General features: G+C 72.5%; 15 protein-coding genes and 1 pseudogene. 11 read left to right on the top strand and 5 right to left on the bottom strand.

What is annotated here, in order from left to right:
* Window positions 1-33: 33 nt before the first annotated feature.
* Genes ACZ5NW_RS19875 through ACZ5NW_RS19865 form a run of 3 tightly spaced genes read left to right on the top strand, consistent with a single transcriptional unit; the run spans window position 34 to window position 2,917 of the window.
* The gene (locus tag ACZ5NW_RS19875) at window positions 34-1,152 is read left to right on the top strand and encodes a type III polyketide synthase (protein ID WP_468745164.1); all 1,119 of its coding nucleotides are present in this window, start codon (window positions 34-36) and stop codon (window positions 1,150-1,152) included.
* Window positions 1,149-1,709 (top strand): cupin domain-containing protein, encoded by a 561-nt coding sequence (locus ACZ5NW_RS19870; RefSeq protein ID WP_468745163.1) that lies wholly within the window; start codon window positions 1,149-1,151, stop codon window positions 1,707-1,709. The genes ACZ5NW_RS19875 and ACZ5NW_RS19870 overlap by 4 nt, the downstream gene beginning before the upstream one ends.
* Entirely contained in the window at window positions 1,706-2,917 is a 1,212-nt protein-coding gene (locus ACZ5NW_RS19865) for a cytochrome P450 (protein ID WP_468745162.1), read from the top strand. The genes ACZ5NW_RS19870 and ACZ5NW_RS19865 overlap by 4 nt, the downstream gene beginning before the upstream one ends.
* 9 nt (window positions 2,918-2,926) lie before the next feature.
* On the opposite strand, the gene ACZ5NW_RS19860 is transcribed toward ACZ5NW_RS19865, so the two are convergent.
* Window positions 2,927-3,379 (bottom strand): GNAT family N-acetyltransferase, encoded by a 453-nt coding sequence (locus ACZ5NW_RS19860; RefSeq protein ID WP_468745161.1) that lies wholly within the window; start codon window positions 3,377-3,379, stop codon window positions 2,927-2,929.
* Window positions 3,380-3,535: 156 nt separating this feature from the next.
* Here ACZ5NW_RS19860 and ACZ5NW_RS19855 point away from each other — a divergent pair, with 156 nt between their 5' ends.
* A complete protein-coding gene (locus ACZ5NW_RS19855; protein WP_468745160.1) occupies window positions 3,536-4,342 on the top strand; it encodes an SAM-dependent methyltransferase in 807 nt (268 codons plus the stop codon).
* Between the two features lie 38 nt (window positions 4,343-4,380).
* Here ACZ5NW_RS19855 and ACZ5NW_RS19850 read toward each other — a convergent pair whose 3' ends face one another.
* A complete protein-coding gene (locus tag ACZ5NW_RS19850; RefSeq protein WP_468745159.1) occupies window positions 4,381-5,160 on the bottom strand; it encodes an SDR family NAD(P)-dependent oxidoreductase in 780 nt (259 codons plus the stop codon).
* Window positions 5,161-5,391: 231 nt separating this feature from the next.
* Here ACZ5NW_RS19850 and ACZ5NW_RS19845 point away from each other — a divergent pair, with 231 nt between their 5' ends.
* On the top strand, window positions 5,392-5,577 hold the full coding sequence (locus ACZ5NW_RS19845) for a hypothetical protein (RefSeq protein ID WP_468745158.1): 186 nt from the start codon (window positions 5,392-5,394) through the stop codon (window positions 5,575-5,577).
* A gap of 301 nt (window positions 5,578-5,878) precedes the next feature.
* Window positions 5,879-7,834: an ATP-binding protein gene (locus tag ACZ5NW_RS19840; RefSeq protein ID WP_468745157.1), complete on the top strand. Its 1,956-nt coding sequence runs from the start codon at window positions 5,879-5,881 to the stop codon at window positions 7,832-7,834.
* 170 nt (window positions 7,835-8,004) lie between these two features.
* On the opposite strand, the gene ACZ5NW_RS19835 is transcribed toward ACZ5NW_RS19840, so the two are convergent.
* A complete protein-coding gene (locus tag ACZ5NW_RS19835; RefSeq protein WP_468745156.1) occupies window positions 8,005-8,874 on the bottom strand; it encodes an alpha/beta fold hydrolase in 870 nt (289 codons plus the stop codon).
* 146 nt (window positions 8,875-9,020) lie between these two features.
* On the opposite strand from ACZ5NW_RS19835, the gene ACZ5NW_RS19830 reads away from it, so the two are divergent.
* The gene (locus tag ACZ5NW_RS19830; RefSeq protein ID WP_468745155.1) at window positions 9,021-9,479 is read left to right on the top strand and encodes a MarR family transcriptional regulator; all 459 of its coding nucleotides are present in this window, start codon (window positions 9,021-9,023) and stop codon (window positions 9,477-9,479) included.
* Window positions 9,480-9,498: 19 nt separating this feature from the next.
* Here the strand turns inward: ACZ5NW_RS19830 and ACZ5NW_RS19825 are convergent, their stop codons facing one another.
* On the bottom strand, window positions 9,499-10,464 hold the full coding sequence (locus ACZ5NW_RS19825; RefSeq protein ID WP_468745154.1) for a helix-turn-helix domain-containing protein: 966 nt from the start codon (window positions 10,462-10,464) through the stop codon (window positions 9,499-9,501).
* Window positions 10,465-10,575: 111 nt separating this feature from the next.
* Between ACZ5NW_RS19825 and ACZ5NW_RS19820 the strand changes: the two genes are divergently transcribed.
* Both ACZ5NW_RS19820 and ACZ5NW_RS19815 read left to right on the top strand, forming a co-directional pair.
* Window positions 10,576-11,634, top strand: a complete 1,059-nt coding sequence (locus tag ACZ5NW_RS19820) for a saccharopine dehydrogenase NADP-binding domain-containing protein (protein WP_468745153.1) — start codon at window positions 10,576-10,578, stop codon at window positions 11,632-11,634.
* A 162-nt stretch (window positions 11,635-11,796) separates the two neighbouring features.
* Window positions 11,797-13,329, top strand: coding sequence for a carboxylesterase/lipase family protein (locus tag ACZ5NW_RS19815; RefSeq protein ID WP_468745152.1), 1,533 nt, complete (start codon window positions 11,797-11,799; stop codon window positions 13,327-13,329).
* A gap of 77 nt (window positions 13,330-13,406) precedes the next feature.
* Here the strand turns inward: ACZ5NW_RS19815 and ACZ5NW_RS19810 are convergent, their stop codons facing one another.
* Window positions 13,407-14,069 carry a DedA family protein gene (locus tag ACZ5NW_RS19810; RefSeq protein WP_468745626.1) on the bottom strand — a complete coding sequence of 221 codons (663 nt, stop codon included), beginning with the start codon at window positions 14,067-14,069 and terminating at the stop codon, window positions 13,407-13,409.
* A gap of 188 nt (window positions 14,070-14,257) precedes the next feature.
* Between ACZ5NW_RS19810 and ACZ5NW_RS19805 the strand changes: the two are divergent.
* Window positions 14,258-14,653, top strand: a pseudogene (locus ACZ5NW_RS19805) (TetR family transcriptional regulator); the annotation flags it as partial.
* 102 nt (window positions 14,654-14,755) lie between these two features.
* Entirely contained in the window at window positions 14,756-15,934 is a 1,179-nt protein-coding gene (locus ACZ5NW_RS19800) for an SMI1/KNR4 family protein (RefSeq protein WP_468745151.1), read from the top strand.
* The last annotated feature ends 34 nt before the right edge of the window (window positions 15,935-15,968 follow it).

The following is a 15,968-nucleotide window of genomic DNA, read 5'->3' as shown; positions in this document are numbered from 1 at the left end:
ATCCCGTGTGAAGACATGTGAAGAAAGCCGTAGATGACCACTCTGTGCCGACCCGCCGTGTCCGTTCCCGAGCATGTGATCACGATGGAGGAGACGCTCGCCCTGGCGCGCGCCCGCCACCCCGATCACCCTCAACTGCCCCTGGCCCTCCGCCTGATCGAGAACACGGGGGTACGGACACGGCACCTCGTCCAGCCCGTCGAGGAGACGCTGAGACACCCCGGCTTCGAGGAGCGCAACCGGCTCTACGAAGCCGAGGCCAAGGCCCGCGTCCCGGCCGTCGTGCGACGCGCCCTCGACGACGCCGAACTGCGGCCCGGCGACATCGACCTGATCGTCTACGTGTCCTGCACCGGCTTCATGATGCCGTCCCTGACCGCATGGCTGATCAACCGCATGGGGCTGGCCCCCACCACCCGCCAACTCCCCATCGCCCAACTCGGCTGCGCCGCCGGAGGCGCCGCCGTCAACCGGGCCCATGACTTCTGCACCGCCTACCCCGGCGCCAACGCCCTCATCGTCGCCTGCGAGTTCTGCTCCCTGTGCTACCAGCCCACCGACCTGGGCATCGGCTCCCTCCTGTCCAACGGCCTGTTCGGCGACGGCGTCGCCGCCGCCGTCGTCCGGGGCAGCGGCGGCACCGGCATCCGGCTGGAACGCAACGCCTCCCACCTCATCCCGCACACCGAGGACTGGATCTCCTACGACGTGCGCGCCACCGGATTCCACTTCCTGCTCGACAAACGCGTCCCGACCACCATGGAACCCCTCGCCCCCGTCCTGCGCCGGCTCGCCGACGACCACGGCTGGAACGCCTCCGACCTCGACTTCTACATCGTCCACGCCGGCGGCCCCCGCATCCTCGACGACCTCGGCCGCTTCCTCGGCGTGCCCGCGGAGGCGTTCCGCTTCAGCCGGGCCACGCTCACCGAGTACGGCAACATCGCCAGTGCCGTCGTCCTCGACGCCCTGCGCCGCCTCTTCGACGCCGGCGGCCCGCCCGACCACGCCCGCGGCATCCTCGCCGGCTTCGGCCCCGGCATCACCGCCGAGATGTCCCTCGGCCGCTGGACCCGGGCGACCCACCACGGCTCCGTGATCGCGTCCCGCCGCCCGGACGCCTGCGTCCCCGCACTTCTGGAGTCCCGATGACCGAGCCGGCCCACCGCTCCGGACTGATCGTGCCGCCCGGCGCGGGCCGCACGATCCGCACCGCCGCACAGCAGGTCACCTTCAAGGTGACCGGCGCCCACTCGCGCACCGCGTCCAGCTTCGAGGTCGTCGTACCGCCGGGCTTCGACGTCGGGGCGCACGTCCACACCCGCAGCGAGGAACTCTTCTACGTCCTGGAGGGCGAACTCGACGTCCTCGCCTTCGAACCGCGCGTCCGCACCCGTGACAACTGGCAGCAGTGGGAGTCGCGTTCGGGGCAGCGGACGGTGCGGGCCACCCCGGGAACCGTCATCGTCGTACCACCCGGCTGTCCCCACGCCTTCGCCAACCCCACGACCGAGCCCGCCAGGATGTTCTTCCAGGCGTCGCCGCCGCCCGACCACGAGCGGTACTTCGACGAACTGCTGGACATCCTCGCCGCGTCCGACGCCCCCGACCACGCGGCGATCGCGGAACTGCGCGCCCGCTACGACATCGAACAACTCACGCCGCTCCAGCACAGGACCCCGGCACCCCTCGCGGGAGAGGCGACATGACGGCACATCAGGAAGAGGAAGTACCTCTGTACGAGGCGCACGACCTCCCCGCGCTCCGGTTCGACCCCTTCCTGCGGGAGTCGGTGTGCGACGCGCCGGTACGGCGGATCCGGCTGCCCTACGGCGAGGGGGACTGCTGGCTGGTGACCCGCCACGAGGACGTCCGCCTCGTCACCTCGGACCCACGCTTCACCCGGAACATCGTGGGCCGCCCCACCCCGAGGATGACCAGGCACCTGATCCCCCTGGACCGCGCCGTCAGCTTCGTGGACCCGCCCGAGCACGCCCGGGTCCGGTCGGTGGTGACGCCGGCCTTCGGGCGGCGGGCCGTGCGCGAACTGCGGCCCCGCGCCCAGCGGATCCTGGACGGTCTCGTGGACGACCTGCTCGCGGCCGGGCCGCCCGCGGACCTCGTCCACCACGTCACCTCCCCCTTCCCCATGGCCGTGCTCGGCGAACTCGTCGGCCTGCCGGAGGCCGACCGGCCACTCGTCCAGGGATGGGCGCAGACCCTGCTGACCCGGGCGCGCGACGACGCGGCCGCCGAGCGGGCCGGGGAAGTGAAGGAGACCGCCCGCTCCTACTTCCTGCGGCTGGCCGCGGACCGCCGCCGCGCACCGCGCTCCGACCTGATCAGCCGCCTCGCCGGGGCCGTCGACGAGGGGCGGATCGACGAGGAGGAGATGCTCGCCCTCACCACGCTCATCGCCCTCAACGGCTGGCACGCCGTGCGCAACAACACCACGAACATGGTGTACGTCCTGCTCACCCACGCCGGCCTCGCCGAACGGCTGCGGTCGCGGCCGCAGGACATCCCCCGGGCCGTGGAGGAACTGCTGCGGTGGATCCCGCACAAGCACGGAGTGGGACAGCCGCGCATCGCCACCGAGGACGTGCGGGTCGGCGGTGTCCTGATCCGGGAGGGAGAGGTCGTCCAGGTCTCGTACACCGCCGCCAACTGGGACCCCCGCTGCTACCCGCGCCCGGAGCGCGTCGACATCGACCGGGAGGGCCCGCCCCATCTGGCCTTCGGACACGGACCGCACCTGTGCGTGGCGCCGCTGCTGGCCCGGACGGAGGCCGAGCTCCTGCTGACCACACTGGTCACCCGCCTGCCCCGCCTCGCACTCGCGGTCCCCGCCGACCGGGTGCGGTGGCAGACCGACGTCCTCATCCGCGGCCCGGTCGACCTGCCGGTGATCTGGTAGTGCCCCGCCTCACGCGTGGGCGGCGGCGGGCTCGCGCACCATGAACACGTCGACCGGGTCCTCGCTGTCGAGGGCGAAGCCATGGCGTTCGTAGAGACGGCGTGCCGGGCTGCCCTGGAGGACGTTCAGCCGGACCCGGACCGCGTCGCGGTCGCACCGGTCGAGCAGATGACGCAGGACGGCGGAGCCGACGCCCCGGCCGTGCAGGTGCGGGGCGAGGTAGAAGTGCTCCAGCCAGTGGCCGTCCTCGGCCGGGCGCAGCGCGACACAGCCGGCGAACACGCCGTCCACCTCGATGATGTGGGTGTGCGCGGGCTCGAACGCGTCGCGCAGCCGCTGCCGCACCCGGTTCTCGTCGAACCGGCCCAGCCGCACCAGATCGTCCCGCATGACCACGGCGCGCAACTCGACCACCGGTTCGAGGTCCGCCGGCGACGCCTCTCGTATCCGCCATCCGTCCATGATCGGGATCATATGCATCCGGTGCGGTGCCCTCGCCTCCCGGGGCCGGGGCCCGGGGAACTTCTGTCGTGAGCACAGAAGTTGATGTGAAAAGCTGTCGGCAGCGATCACGGAGGCGGCGAGCCGCGGTGGATCGGCCGCTGAGAGGAGCACAGGGTGGGACAGGACGGCTTCCGTGCCGGGGAGATAGACACCAGCAGACCGCACCCGGCGCGGATCTACGACTACTTGCTGGGCGGCAAGGACAACTACGAGGTGGACGTGCGGGCCGGTGACGCGCTCGTCGCCGCCGCGCCCGAGGCACGGATCAGCGTGCGGGCCAACCGTTCCTTCCTGCACCGTGCCGTACGGCACGTGGTCGGCAGCGGCGTCCGCCAGATCCTCGACATCGGCACCGGGCTGCCCACCTCGCCGAACGTCCACGAGATCGCCCAGCAGGCGGCGCCGGACGTGCGCGTGGCGTACGTCGACAACGACCCGATCGTGAAGGTGCACGCCGACGCCCTGCTGACCGGCGAGGGCACGACCAGCATCGTGCTCGGCGACCTGCGCGACCCGCAGGGCATCCTGGAGCACCCCGACGTCCGCCAGGTCATCGACTTCGACGAGCCGGTCGCCCTGCTGCTGGTCGCCATCCTCCACTTCGTCACCGACGCGGAGAAGCCGGAGCACATCGTCGCCACCCTGCGCGACGCGCTGCCGGACGGCAGCTACCTGGTGCTCTCGCACGCCACGGCCGACTTCGTCGGCGACCGCAGCGACGCGGCGGCCGTCTACAACAACGCGACCGCCACCATGAATCCGCGCACCCGCGCCGAGATCGAGCGGTACTTCGACGGCCTCGAACTGGTCGAACCCGGCCTCGCCCAGGTCCCGTTCTGGCGTCCGGACACCCCGCCGCCGGCCGGGTCCGAGCTGATCGGCTTCTACGGCGGGGTCGCACGCAAGAACGCCAAGCCCTGACGCGGCGGAGAGGCCCGCGTCAGGGCCTCTCACCGCTCTCAGTGCACGGAGAAGCCGCCGTCCACGAAGAGCGAGTGCCCGGTCACGTACGCCGAGGCCGGGCTCGCGAGGAAGACCGCCGCGCCCGCGAAGTCCTCGGCGAGGCCGTTGCGGCCGACCATGGTGCGGGCGGCCAGCGCGGCGGACGTCTCCTTGTCGTCCCACAGCCGCCGGTTCAGCGGCGTCATGACGAAGCCCGGCACCAGGGTGTTGCTGGTCACCCCCTGTGACGACCACGCCTCCGCCTGGGAGCGGGCCAGCGACTCCAGACCGCCCTTCGACACGCCGTACGCCCCGCTCTGCACGAACGCACGGTGCGCCTGCTGCGAGGTGATGTGGATGATCCGGCCGTAGCCGCGCTCGGCCATGCCGGGGCCGAAGCGCTGCCCGAGCAGGAAGGGCGCCTCCAGGTTCACCGCCATGGTGGTGTCCCAGACCTCGTCGTCGAGCTCGCCCAGGGGCGGGCGCAGGTTGATCCCGGCGGAGTTCACGAGGATGTCCGGCTCCCCGAACGGCTCTACGGCCCTCTCCGCGGCCTCCCGCACACCGTCCCGCGTGCCCAGGTCCGCGCTGACCCACGCGGCACGGCAGCCGTCCGCGGTCAGTTCGTCGACGGTGGCGGCGAGTTCCGCCTCCCGGCGTGCCACGATCACCACGGCCGCGCCCGCACGGGCCAGGGCACCGGCGATGGCCCGCCCGATCCCCGAACTGCCACCGGTCACCACGGCGACCCGCCCGTCGAGCGAGAACAGCTCCGAGAGATACCCCTGTGTCGTCATGATCGACACCCTAACTCCCGGTCGAAGACGGCCTGGCGTGCCCCGGAGACGGGCCGGCCGTCGTAGCTGTCCGGGGAACGGTCGGTGGAGCGGCGTTGTCAGTGATCGTCAGTAGGCTGCCGCTCATGGCCGGTTCATGGGTGCGACGAAGCTCGTGCCGCAGCCGCGTCCGGCCCGCACGTCCACCGTTCACCCTTCACCGTTCACCCAAGAAGGCAGGCAAGTCCCACCGTGTTCCTGGAAACCCCGATCTACAGCCGTCTCGTCGCCGAACGCGGTGACATCCCCGCCCAGGTACGCGGCGAAGCCGACCGTCTACGGCGTGAACTGGCCCGGGTCATACCGTCCGAGCCCACCCCGGGACGCCCGGCTCAGCCCACCTTCCCAGGACACAACACGCCTTTCCCAACACCCTGACCTGCGACGCGGTGGGCGAGGGCTCCCTTCGCCGGGCGTCGAGGAGCACTGCACCGCCCTCGGCCATCCGTACACCGTCCTGCCCACCCCCCGTATTCGAGCCCGCGTTCTAGGTTTCGGTGGCGTGTGTGGTCTCGGCCGCCGTGCCGCGACCGGCGTGCGCGGGGCGCGTTGGGGTTGCCGTGGGGCGGTTGCAGTGACGGTTCTGCCGAAGTGTGGAGCCGTGCGGCAGCACGCACCGGCCCGCTGGACGAGCGCAGAGGCAAGGAGTGCGGCAACCGTGTGGACAAGCGTCGGCGGTATGGGGGGTCTGCCCGCGTACGGGAATGCCCGCGAACATGTGATCGGGCGTGAGGGGGAGACCGCCGCCCTGGCTGAACTCCTCACCGGACACCGGCTGGTGACGGTGACCGGCCCGGTGGGGGTGGGCAAGAGCACCGTCGCGGCCATGGCCGTCGCCTCGGCGGCGGACTGGGAGTGCCTGGTCCACCTACGCCGACGGGAATCCGGCCCCGGCACGCCCGGTGAACTGGCCGCCACCCTGGTCGAGCGGCTGACCGGACGGCCACCGGCGGGGCCCCAGGTCCCGGCCGATGTGGTCTCCTGTCTCCCGGACGCCACAACACTGCTGTTCCTCGACGACGTCGATCCCGTGCACGACGAGTGCGTACGGCTGGTCCAGCGCGTACTCACGCTGGCACCCCGGGCGCGGTTGCTGGTGACCTCCCGCCGGGCGCTGGGCCTGGACGCGGAGCGGGTGATGCGCCTGACGGGACTCGGCACCGAGCCCCCGGGCGACGGAAGCGCCCACGCCCCGGCGGCCGAACTGTTCCTCCGGCGGGCCCGCGTCACCCCGGCCGACGAGCAGGACGTCGAGCGAGTCCACGCGGTGTGCCGGCTGCTGGAGGGGCTGCCGCTGGCCCTGGAACTGGCGGCCGAGCAGACCGCCCGCCATTCCCTGACCGACCTCGCACGGCTGCTGTCCCGCGGCCAGGGATGGCTGAGCGGCACCCGCTCGGCCCTGCGGCGGCACCGGTCCCTGCGCGATGCCGTCGGCTCCGACTGGACGCTGTGCGAGCGAGCCGCACGCATCGTGTGGGCCCGGTCGAGCGTCTTCGCCGGGGCCTTCACGACCGCGTCCGCGGTGTATCTCTGCGAGGGCGGCGACGTCGACGCCGTACAGGTGCCGGCCTGTCTGTCCCAGCTGGTGGGCCTGGGTGTGCTGGAGGTGGTCGGAGAGGTGGGCGGACTGCGTGAGCACCGCTACCGGATGACCCGTCCGGCCCGGGAGTTCGGCGTCGACCGGCTCACCGGCGAGGGCGAGTTCCCCGCGGCGGCACGGCGGCTCTCCCAACGCTGGGGAGATGTGGCCGCCGAGGCCGAGACCCTGTGGAACCTGGGCTCCCAGGCCCGGGCCGCACAGCTCGTACTCGACGAACACGACGAGCTCACCGCCATGTTCCGGTACGCCCGCACCGAGCCGTCCCTCGCGCCGGCCGCCCTGGAGGCCGTCCTGCGGCTGTGGTTCTGGTGGGCGGCCCACGACCGGGCCGAGGAGGGCGCCGCCCACCTGCTGGGCCTGCTGCCCCACTGCGAGGGCAGCCCCCTGTTCGCGCGCGCTCAGTGGCTCGCCGCCTGGCTGACCGTGCGCAGCGCCCCGGACACCGCCGTCACCCTCCTGGACGACGCCTGGTGGGCCTCCGTCCTGGCCGGTGACACCGCCACCGTCGGACGCGTCGCCCATGTCCAGGGGATGCTCGCCCTGCACCGGGGCGACGCCCGCGCGGCGGCCGCGCACTTCCAGCAGGCCGCCGACACCGTCCCACCCCATGCCCCCGGCGGCCCGCCCCCGGCCCTGAGCCAGGCGGCCCTGGCCCTCGCCCAGTCCGGCTTCGACCCGGCCGCCGCCCAGCGCACCGCCCGCCGCGCCCTGGCCCACGCCGGCCTCCGCCACGACCCCTGGGTGTCCCTGGTCGCCCGCTACGCCCGCGCCTACACCGACCACCTCCTCGGCCGCACCGGCCGCGCCTGGCACCGCGCCCGCCGCGCCCTCGCCGCCACGAACCCCACCGGGCCCCAGCCTCACGGCGTGGCCGCCCTGCGGCAACTGGTGACCGACATCGAGTCCGGCTCCCCGGCCCACCCGTACGGTCCGACGGCGCCTCTGCCCCGCCTCGGACTGCTCCTGCCCGCGCCGCGGACCGACAGTCCCGAGCCCGCGCTCGACCGAGCACCACTGCCTCATCGACCGGGGTGACCATGGCGGCCTTGATCCGTATACGGATCCGGGCACCTCGCCGTGAGTGGGCATACCTAGCCCGCCGTGCGGCGGTTGCGGGTCGGCCCCACACCACCCACCCGCACGTGTCCCCGACACACCCGATGGGAACCCGAGCCCGGCCATCACGTGCCCCGGTGTTCGCGGCTTCAGCGTCTGGTGTCGGTCAGCACCTCGCGCAGTCGGGTCGCGTACGCCGCCGGGTGGGTGAGGTTGCCGTTGTGGCCGCCGGGGAATTCCGCCGGGTCGGTGTCGGTCAGATCGGCCAGGCGGAGAGCGCACTGGTAGTCGAAGACATGGCGCGGGGTGGTGCGGCCGGTCGCCGGGACGATGCGGACCGGGCCGTGACGGAGGGCGGCGACGCGGTCGATGTCGAGGGTGTCCTCGATGACGGTGGTGAAGTCGTGGGTGATGAAGTGGTCGAAGTTGGCCACGCGTCGGGGTGTCATCGGCTGAGGGGTGAGGTTCGGCTCGGTGTCCTGTCCCGCCGGGTCGATGCCGAGGACCTTGGCGACTTCCTTGAACGTGGCGGCCAGCCCCTCGCGGACGTAGAGCTCCTGGAGGCCGGCGAGTTCCCGCTCGTGGTGGTCGCGCTGCCGCGGGGGCAGGAGGCCGGGTGCGACGGGTTCATGGGCGATGAGGGTGCTGAGCCGGCCGGGGTGTTCGATCGCCAGGTGCAGGCCGATCACCGCGCCGAGGCTCAGACCCAGCATCGGTACCGGCTCGTCGGTGAGTTCGGCCAGGAGGCGGGCCACGTCGTCGGCGTGAGTGCGCATGGCGATGGGGGAGGCCGGGTCGGTGAGGGTGCTGCGGGACAGACCTCGGCGGTCGTACGTGATCACCGTGTGATCGGAGGCGAGGTGGTCGACGAGGTCGACCGTGCGATGGGCGTCGCCCTCCCCGCTCTGCGCGATGAGCAACAGCGGCCCCTCACCCCGCAGTTCGTAGTACAGCTCGGCGCCCGGCACGGGCAGCAGCCCGCTGGTCCCTGCTCGCCGGTGGGTCGTGGTCGTAGGCATGCGGATCCCCCCTCGTCGCGGCCGACGTGGTGCCGACCTCGTGCCTCCACCGTAAAGCATCACGATCGATGCATCAAGAGAGATGTATCAAGGGAGATGCATTAAGAAGGATGTATCGAAAGTGATGCAGGATGTAGGGTCGCCTCATGAATGGAGTGCAGCTCTTTCTGCTGGGCCGGGTTCTCATGAAGATCGGCGAAGAGGCCATGCCCGCCCCCGCGAGCCCGGGTGGGGGAGGGAAAGGGGGGACGAGGGCGGTGCTCATCGTCCTCAGTGACATCGTCGCCCACCCGGACAGCGCGGTCGGCGAGATCGCCGCGCGCACCGGTCTGCCGCAGAGTCAGGTCTCGACTGCCGTCGCCCGCTTGAAGGAGACGGGCTCCATCGTCGCCGCCCCCGACCCGGCCGACCGGCGACGACTCCTGGTGCGGCCGGCCGACTCCGTCTCCCCGCGGGTCGCGGAGGTGCGCGCCACGACCATCGAGGCCGCTCTCGCCGCCGCCCTGGGAGAGACGGACGCCTCGGCGTTCCACGAGGTCACGGCCGCCCTTGACGTCCTCGCCCGTCACCTCGGCCCGGAGAGCCTGGCCAATCTGCGGGCCTGAAGCTCGCCGTGGAGATCACTCACGGGTGAGCGACGGCTCCTGGGCGGCTCCGTGAACGGAACGTACGGCGATAGGTGTCCGGCGGTACACCGACCGTGCGGCTGAAGTGCCGTCGTAGGGTCGTGGCGGTACCCATGCCCGTGGCGGTCGCGATGGCGTCGATCGTGTCATCGGTCGTCTCCAGCAACTCCTGGGCGCGGCGGATCCGTTGGGTCAGCAGCCATTGCAGCGGCGTGGTGCCGGTGACCGCACGGAAGTGGCGGCCCAGGTGGCGCGAGCTCATCCGCGCCCGACGGGCCAGGTCCTCCACGGTCAGTGGCTGGTCCAGCCGTCGCATCACCCAGGGGAAGAGCTCCGCGAGCGGGTGCTGGTCCGGTGCGGGCAGCGGTGTGGTGACGAACTGGGCCTGGCCGCCGTCCCGGTGCGGCGGCACGACCAGGCGGCGGGCGAGCGTGTTGGCCACCGACGAACCATGGTCGAGACGGACGAGGTGCAGACACAGGTCCATGGCGGCGGCCTTGCCGGCGGAGGTCAGCACACTGCCGTTGTCGACGTAGAGCACGTCCGGGTCCACCTCCACCAAGGGGTGGCGCTCGGCCAGCGCCCGGGTGTGCGCCCAGTGTGTGGTGGCCCGCTTTCCGTCCAGCAGTCCGGCCGCGGCCAGCACGAACGCGCCCGTGCACAGGGAGGCGATCCGCGCGCCCGCGTCATGCGCCGCGCGCACGGCCTCGACCAGATCGGCCGGCGGGTCGACATCGACGTCCGCCCAGCCCGGGACGATCACCGTGTCGGCCCGCGCGAGCGCGTCGAGGCCGTGGTCGGGCTCCAGCCGGAACCGGCCGACCCGCACGGCGCGCCGCCCGCAGACCAGCACGTCGTACCAGGGATCGGCCCCTTTGGTCGGATCACCGCCGAAGACCTCGTACGCCAAGGACAGCTCGAAGTGCAGCATCCCGTCGGTGACGGCCAGCGCGACAGTCTTCACGTCCGGAATTGTACGGGCCATGGCGTTCCGGACACTCACCCTCACGTCCCGGCCCTCGTGAGGATGGCCGAGACAGAGCGCGGCAGATGATGTGAGTGCGGGGGAGATCCCATGACTTCAGGACCGGTGGTGGCGGTGTACGGCGCGTACGGACACACCGGCCGCTTCGTGGTGGCACACCTGCGGGACCGCGGATTCGTCCCGGTGCTCACCGGCCGCGACGCCGGCCGACTGAGAGCACTGGCAGCGGAAGGTCCCCGCCTCGACGCCCGCCCGGCATCGGTCGACGACCCAGCCGCACTCGACCGCGCCCTGGCCGATGCGGCAGCCGTGATCAACTGCGCCGGCCCCTTCGCCACGACGGCCGCCCCCGTGATCGAGGCGGCACTGCGCGCCGGGATCCCCTATCTGGATGTGGCGGCCGAGATCGAGGCCAACGCCGACACGTTCACGCACTACCGGGACCGCGCCCGCGCCGAGCAGGCGGTGATCGTCCCGGCCATGGCCTTCTACGGCGGCCTCGGTGACCTGCTGGTCACCGCCGCGATGGGCGACTGGACGAGGGCCGACGAGGCGCACATCGCCTACGGACTGAACAGCTGGCACCCCACCGCCGGAACACGTGCCGCGGGCGCCGTCTCGCGGAAGCGGCGCGACGGCAGGCGCGTCCGCTACGCCAACGGCCGGCTGGAGTACCGCCACGACGAACCGCCCACCCTGACGTGGTCCTTCCCCGACCCCATGGGACCCCGGCCCGTCATCGGGGAGTTCACCATGGCCGACGTCGTCACGGTCCCCAGCCACCTCCCCATCCCCGAAGTACGGACGTACATGACGGTGGAGGCGGCCAGGGACCTGTCGGACCCGGACACCCCCGCGCCGTCCGCGACCGACGAGCTCGGACGGTCCGCGCAGACCTTCCTCGTCGACGCCGTGGTCCGTTCCGGTGACGCCGCGCGGCGGGCCGTGGCACGTGGGCGGGACATCTACGCCGTCACCGCGCCGCTCGTGGTCGAGGCGGTGGACCGCGTTCTCACCGGCCGCACCAGGACGACGGGTGTCGCGTCAGCGGGCGAGATCTTCGACGCGCCCGACTTCCTCCGGGCGCTGTCGGCGCACATCGAGGTGCAGATCCGTCCGCAGGACAGCGAAGCGGCCGCTCGTAATTGAGTGGCCCCTGGCGTGAGCCGTCGGGATGATGCGTGGGGGCGGGCCGTGAGCACGGTCGCACGGATGCGCGCCGGGACGGGGGGCCTTCTGCCGGTGGCTGTCCGGGTGGAGCGCTGCGCTGTCTGGCGGTCTGCTGCCCATGCCGACCAAGAGGAGCCCGTAGTGTCCGGTGAAGTGGTCGAGCCGCCCGAGCCCGAGGTCCGTACCGTGGCCGGGGTGGTGCGTGGGCGGTGGGAGGCCGGTGTCGCCGTCTTCCGGGGCATCCCGTTCGCCGCGCCGCCCGTCGGCGCACTGCGCTTCGCGCCGCCACGGCCACCGCGCGGCTGGGACGGCGTACGCGAGGCGGTGTCGTACGGCCCGCCGCCCCCGCAGGCCGGTGTGTTCGGCATGGACGCTCTCGCGCGGGAGACGGCGGGCGACGACTGGCTGACGGTCAACGTCTGGTCGCCCGCGACGGATCCGGACGCCGGGCTGCCCGTGATGGTGTGGATCCACGGCGGCGCCTACGTGTTCGGCATGTCCGGACTGCCCGAGTACGACGGTGGACGCCTGGCGCGGGAGGGCGGCGTCATCGTCGTCACCTTCAACTACCGCGTGGGCATGGAGGGTTTCGCACAGATCGAGGGTGCCCCTCCCAACCGGGGTCTGCTGGATCAGGTCGCCGCCCTGGAGTGGGTGCGTGACAACATCCGTTCCTTCGGGGGCGACCCGGACCGTGTCACGGTCTTCGGCCAGTCGGCGGGCGGCGGTTCCGTCGCCGCGCTGCTCGCGATGGACCGGGCGGCCGGGCTGTTCCGCCGGGCCGTCGCACAGAGCGCGCAGGGCACCTACTTCTCGCCGGCGCTCGCCGCCGACATCGCCACCGCCTGTGCCGCGGAGCTGGGCCTACGGCCCACAGCGGCCGATCTCTCGCTCGTGGACCCGGACCGGCTGTCCGCCGCCGGTGACGCGCTCGCGGCGAAGACCGCCCAGTGGGGAGAGCGCTGGGGCCGGCCCGCGTACCGGTCGATCCCGGTTTCGCCCGTCGTCGACGGCGACGTCCTGCCCGTCACCCCCTGGCAGGCGCTGGCCGGCGGCGCCGCGCGGGACATCGAGCTGGTCGTGGGCCACACGCGCGACGAGCACAGGCTCTTCACCGCGATCGAGGGGCTGCTGGGCGAGGTGACGGAGGAGCAGGCGGCCACCGCGCTGAGAATCTTCGCCCCCGTCGAGGGCGGCCCCGACGGCTACCGTGACGGCTTTCCCTCCGCCGGCCCGGAAGAACTCTACGAACTGGTCCACGCGGACTGGGCCTTCCGCATGCCCAGCCTCCATCTCGCCGAGGCGCAGAACACCGGCGGCGGACGTGTCCACGTCTACGAACTGACCTGGCCCGCCCCCGGCATGGGCGGCGCGCTCGGCGCCTGCCACGGCCTGGACGTGCCTCTGGTGTTCGGCAACCTGCGCAGCGGACAGCCCGCCCTGCTGATCGGCGAAGGCCCGTCACCCGAGGCGGAGACCCTGTCGGCGCGCCTGCGCACGGCGTGGACGGCCTTCGCCACGGACGGTGACCCCGGCTGGCCGCCGTACGACGCGAACGAACGCCTGACCAGGATCTTCGACGCCCAGCTGTCCGTCTCCGCGTATCCGGAGGAGACCTCTCGCCGGCTCTGGCAGAAACACGCCTTCTCCGAACTGCCGCTGATCACGTCGTAGGGCGCCCCGACCGGCCGGTGGAACACCAGCGGCCGCCTTGCAGCATCTGCGGCTCGGCGCTCGTGGCGTCCTCATCGTCACCCCTCCCCGGTCCCTTCCGACGCCTCGGACGACCGGCGCCGACCCCGCCGGGAGCGTCGTACCTCCAACAGCAGGGGCAGGAGCGAGAGCGCGACGACGACCGCCACCAGCGGCAGCAGATAGCGGTCCAGATGCGGCACCGATGCGCCCAGGACGAACCCGGCCAGCACGAGGCTCTGCGTCCACAGCACGGCGGCGACCACCTGCCAGACGGTGAAGGGGCGCAGTGGCACGCCCAGCGCCCCGGCCGCCGGGTGCAGCACGGTACGCAGCACCGGCACGAACCGGCCCAGCACGATCGCCTTGCCGTGGCCGTACCGGCCCAGCAGTTCCTCGGCCCGTGCCGCGCCCCGTTTCAGGCGCTGGTTGGAGGTACGGGCCAGGACGGCCCGCCCGCCGCGCCGCCCGAGCAGGTACCCCACCTGCGCCCCCGCCACGGCTCCGACGGCCGCGCACACCAGCACCTGCCACAGCACCAGCGTCGGCGGCCGGCCGCCGCTGCTCGCGCACAGCACTCCGGCCGGGATCAGCAGCGTGTCGCCGGGCAGGAAGAAGCCGATCACCAGCAGACCGGACTCGGCGAAGATCACCGCGAGGACGCCCAGCGCGCCGAAGGTCGCGAGCACCGAGGTGCTGTCCATCGGGTTGACGGCGTACACCGTCGCGGCCGCCTGGCCTGCTGTTCCCACGGAGCGACCCCCTCGTCGGGCGAGCGATCCCCTCTCCAGCATCGTGCGCCGACGCGACGGACGCCCCCTCGCGCCCCTCCCGCCCGTCCGGCGGGGACGTCGAGAAACCGATCGGTTCGGTTTCGGGGCGGTGAGTGTTGACCCCACGGGTGTGACGACACAGGCCAAGGCGAGCCCTCGGGATCGGGGCGCTGTGCAAGGCGGCGGCCGTCTCCAAGCGCTCGATGTACCAGCTGTTCGACAGCAAGGACGAGCTGCTGGCGGCGAGCCTGGAACAGCGCGCGGCGGCCGGTCGCCGCGCGAGCGCGTCCTGCACGTCTTCCGGCAGGTCGAGGCGCAGGCGGCCGGCCCGCGGTACCGGGGCTGTCCCTACCTGGCGGTACAGATCGAGCTCAAGGACGAGCAGTACCCCGCCAGCCGGGTGGGGCTGGCCCGGCAGTTGATTCCTCCTCTTCGACGGGGCGAGCGCGCGAGCGGGCATCCGGGCCGACGACCTGACCGACCTGATCGAGCCGACGGTCACGGTGGTGCTCGACGCGGCGGGGATGCGCTGACTCCGCGTGCGCTTGCCGGACCGGTGACCCGGCCGACGGCCCGGAGACCCCCGGCGTCCTGGGCGGACCGCGTTGTCAGTGGCTGCCTCTAGGGTCGTCCGTATGACCACCGATCTCGTCGACAACTCCTGGGACCGTATCGACCGTTGGCTGCGCGAGCGCGCGCCCGCCACCTTCGCCTCACTGGGCCCGCCCGCGGCGGACGAGGAGATACGGGCGGCGGAGCGGCAGCTCGGCCTCGCCTTCCACCCCGAGCTGGCCGCCTCGCTGCGCCGGCACAGCGGGGCGCAGGGCGGCGTGGAGGCGTTCCGCTTCCCGACGCACGACCGGCTGCTCGGCGCGCGGGAGATCGCCGAGGCCACCGGCTTCCTACGGAGCATCGCCGACGACCTGGGCGAGGAGGACGCCGAGTACTACTGGCACCCCGGCTACCTCAAGTTCGGCTCCTACGACGCCACCGCCGACGGCCTCACCCTCGACTGCCGCCCGGACCGGGACTCCTACGGGGCGATCGGACGCTTCTTCGACGAGACCGGCACCGACTTCGGGCGCGCCGACTCGCTGGGCGCCTATCTCGCTCAGGTGGCGGAGCTGTTGGAGGGCGGCGAGGGGAGGAACGCGGTGGTCTTCAACGACCGCCTGATCTGGGCGTCGGTGGCCGCGCCCCGGCCCGAGTGGGCGGAGATCGCCGACGATCCCCTGCCCGGGCCGGAGGCTGGGCTGCCGCCGCTGGACCTGCCCAGGGGCAGGACGGAACCGCTCGAAGTGGGCTATCTGCTCAGCCTTGAGGAGCTCGGAGCGCTGCTCGCCACCCTGCCCCGGGAACGCGTGGCCCAGGCGGCGTCCCGGCAGATGCGCAGACTCGCCGACGAGACAGGGATCGCCCGATATCCCGAGGTCGGAGCCGCTCTGAACGCGCTGGAGCGGGGCGAGTCGATACCGCTGGACCAGGACGGCCCGCTGGGTCTGCGGCTGCGCGCGCTGATCGTCCAGGCGGACGACCGCCGGGACAGCGTCCGCCGGTGGGCGGCCGAGCGGATCGCGGAGGCGATATGGGGCCTGCCGCACCGGGCGGTCTACAGGATCGCGACCGTCCGCAGTCACGTCAGCGTCGACTGGCGCGCCGAACTGCTCGCCGACTTCGGCAATCCGCCCGTACCGCCGATGCCGGACGACCGTTTCTGGGGGACCCTGCGCAACCCGGACATCGACGCCGGCTGGTACGCGGCGCGTCTCGACCAGGGCGGGAGCCAGAGCAGCCAGGCTCAGGGCCAGGGCTGACGGCCTGAACCTGGGTGGGGTGCGTTGCGGCGCA

The organism is Streptomyces sp. NPDC032126 (assembly GCF_055580085.1).
The sequence above is the reverse complement of the archived record's forward strand: the minus strand, read 5'-3'. Positions and strand labels throughout refer to the sequence as shown.

Bases quoted from the DNA above. Each gene is read 5' to 3' on its own strand.
- ACZ5NW_RS19875 (WP_468745164.1), top strand. From the start codon at position 34: ATGACCACTCTGTGCCGACCCGCCGTGTCCGTTCCCGAGCATGTGATC.
- ACZ5NW_RS19835 (WP_468745156.1), bottom strand. From the start codon at position 8,874: ATGCCTACGACCACGACCCACCGGCGAGCAGGGACCAGCGGGCTGCTG.
- ACZ5NW_RS19840 (WP_468745157.1), top strand. From the start codon at position 5,879: ATGGGGGGTCTGCCCGCGTACGGGAATGCCCGCGAACATGTGATCGGG.
- ACZ5NW_RS19865 (WP_468745162.1), top strand. From the start codon at position 1,706: ATGACGGCACATCAGGAAGAGGAAGTACCTCTGTACGAGGCGCACGAC.
- ACZ5NW_RS19870 (WP_468745163.1), top strand. From the start codon at position 1,149: ATGACCGAGCCGGCCCACCGCTCCGGACTGATCGTGCCGCCCGGCGCG.
- ACZ5NW_RS19820 (WP_468745153.1), top strand. From the start codon at position 10,576: ATGACTTCAGGACCGGTGGTGGCGGTGTACGGCGCGTACGGACACACC.
- ACZ5NW_RS19800 (WP_468745151.1), top strand. From the start codon at position 14,756: ATGACCACCGATCTCGTCGACAACTCCTGGGACCGTATCGACCGTTGG.
- ACZ5NW_RS19860 (WP_468745161.1), bottom strand. From the start codon at position 3,379: ATGGACGGATGGCGGATACGAGAGGCGTCGCCGGCGGACCTCGAACCG.
- ACZ5NW_RS19830 (WP_468745155.1), top strand. From the start codon at position 9,021: ATGAATGGAGTGCAGCTCTTTCTGCTGGGCCGGGTTCTCATGAAGATC.
- ACZ5NW_RS19850 (WP_468745159.1), bottom strand. From the start codon at position 5,160: ATGACGACACAGGGGTATCTCTCGGAGCTGTTCTCGCTCGACGGGCGG.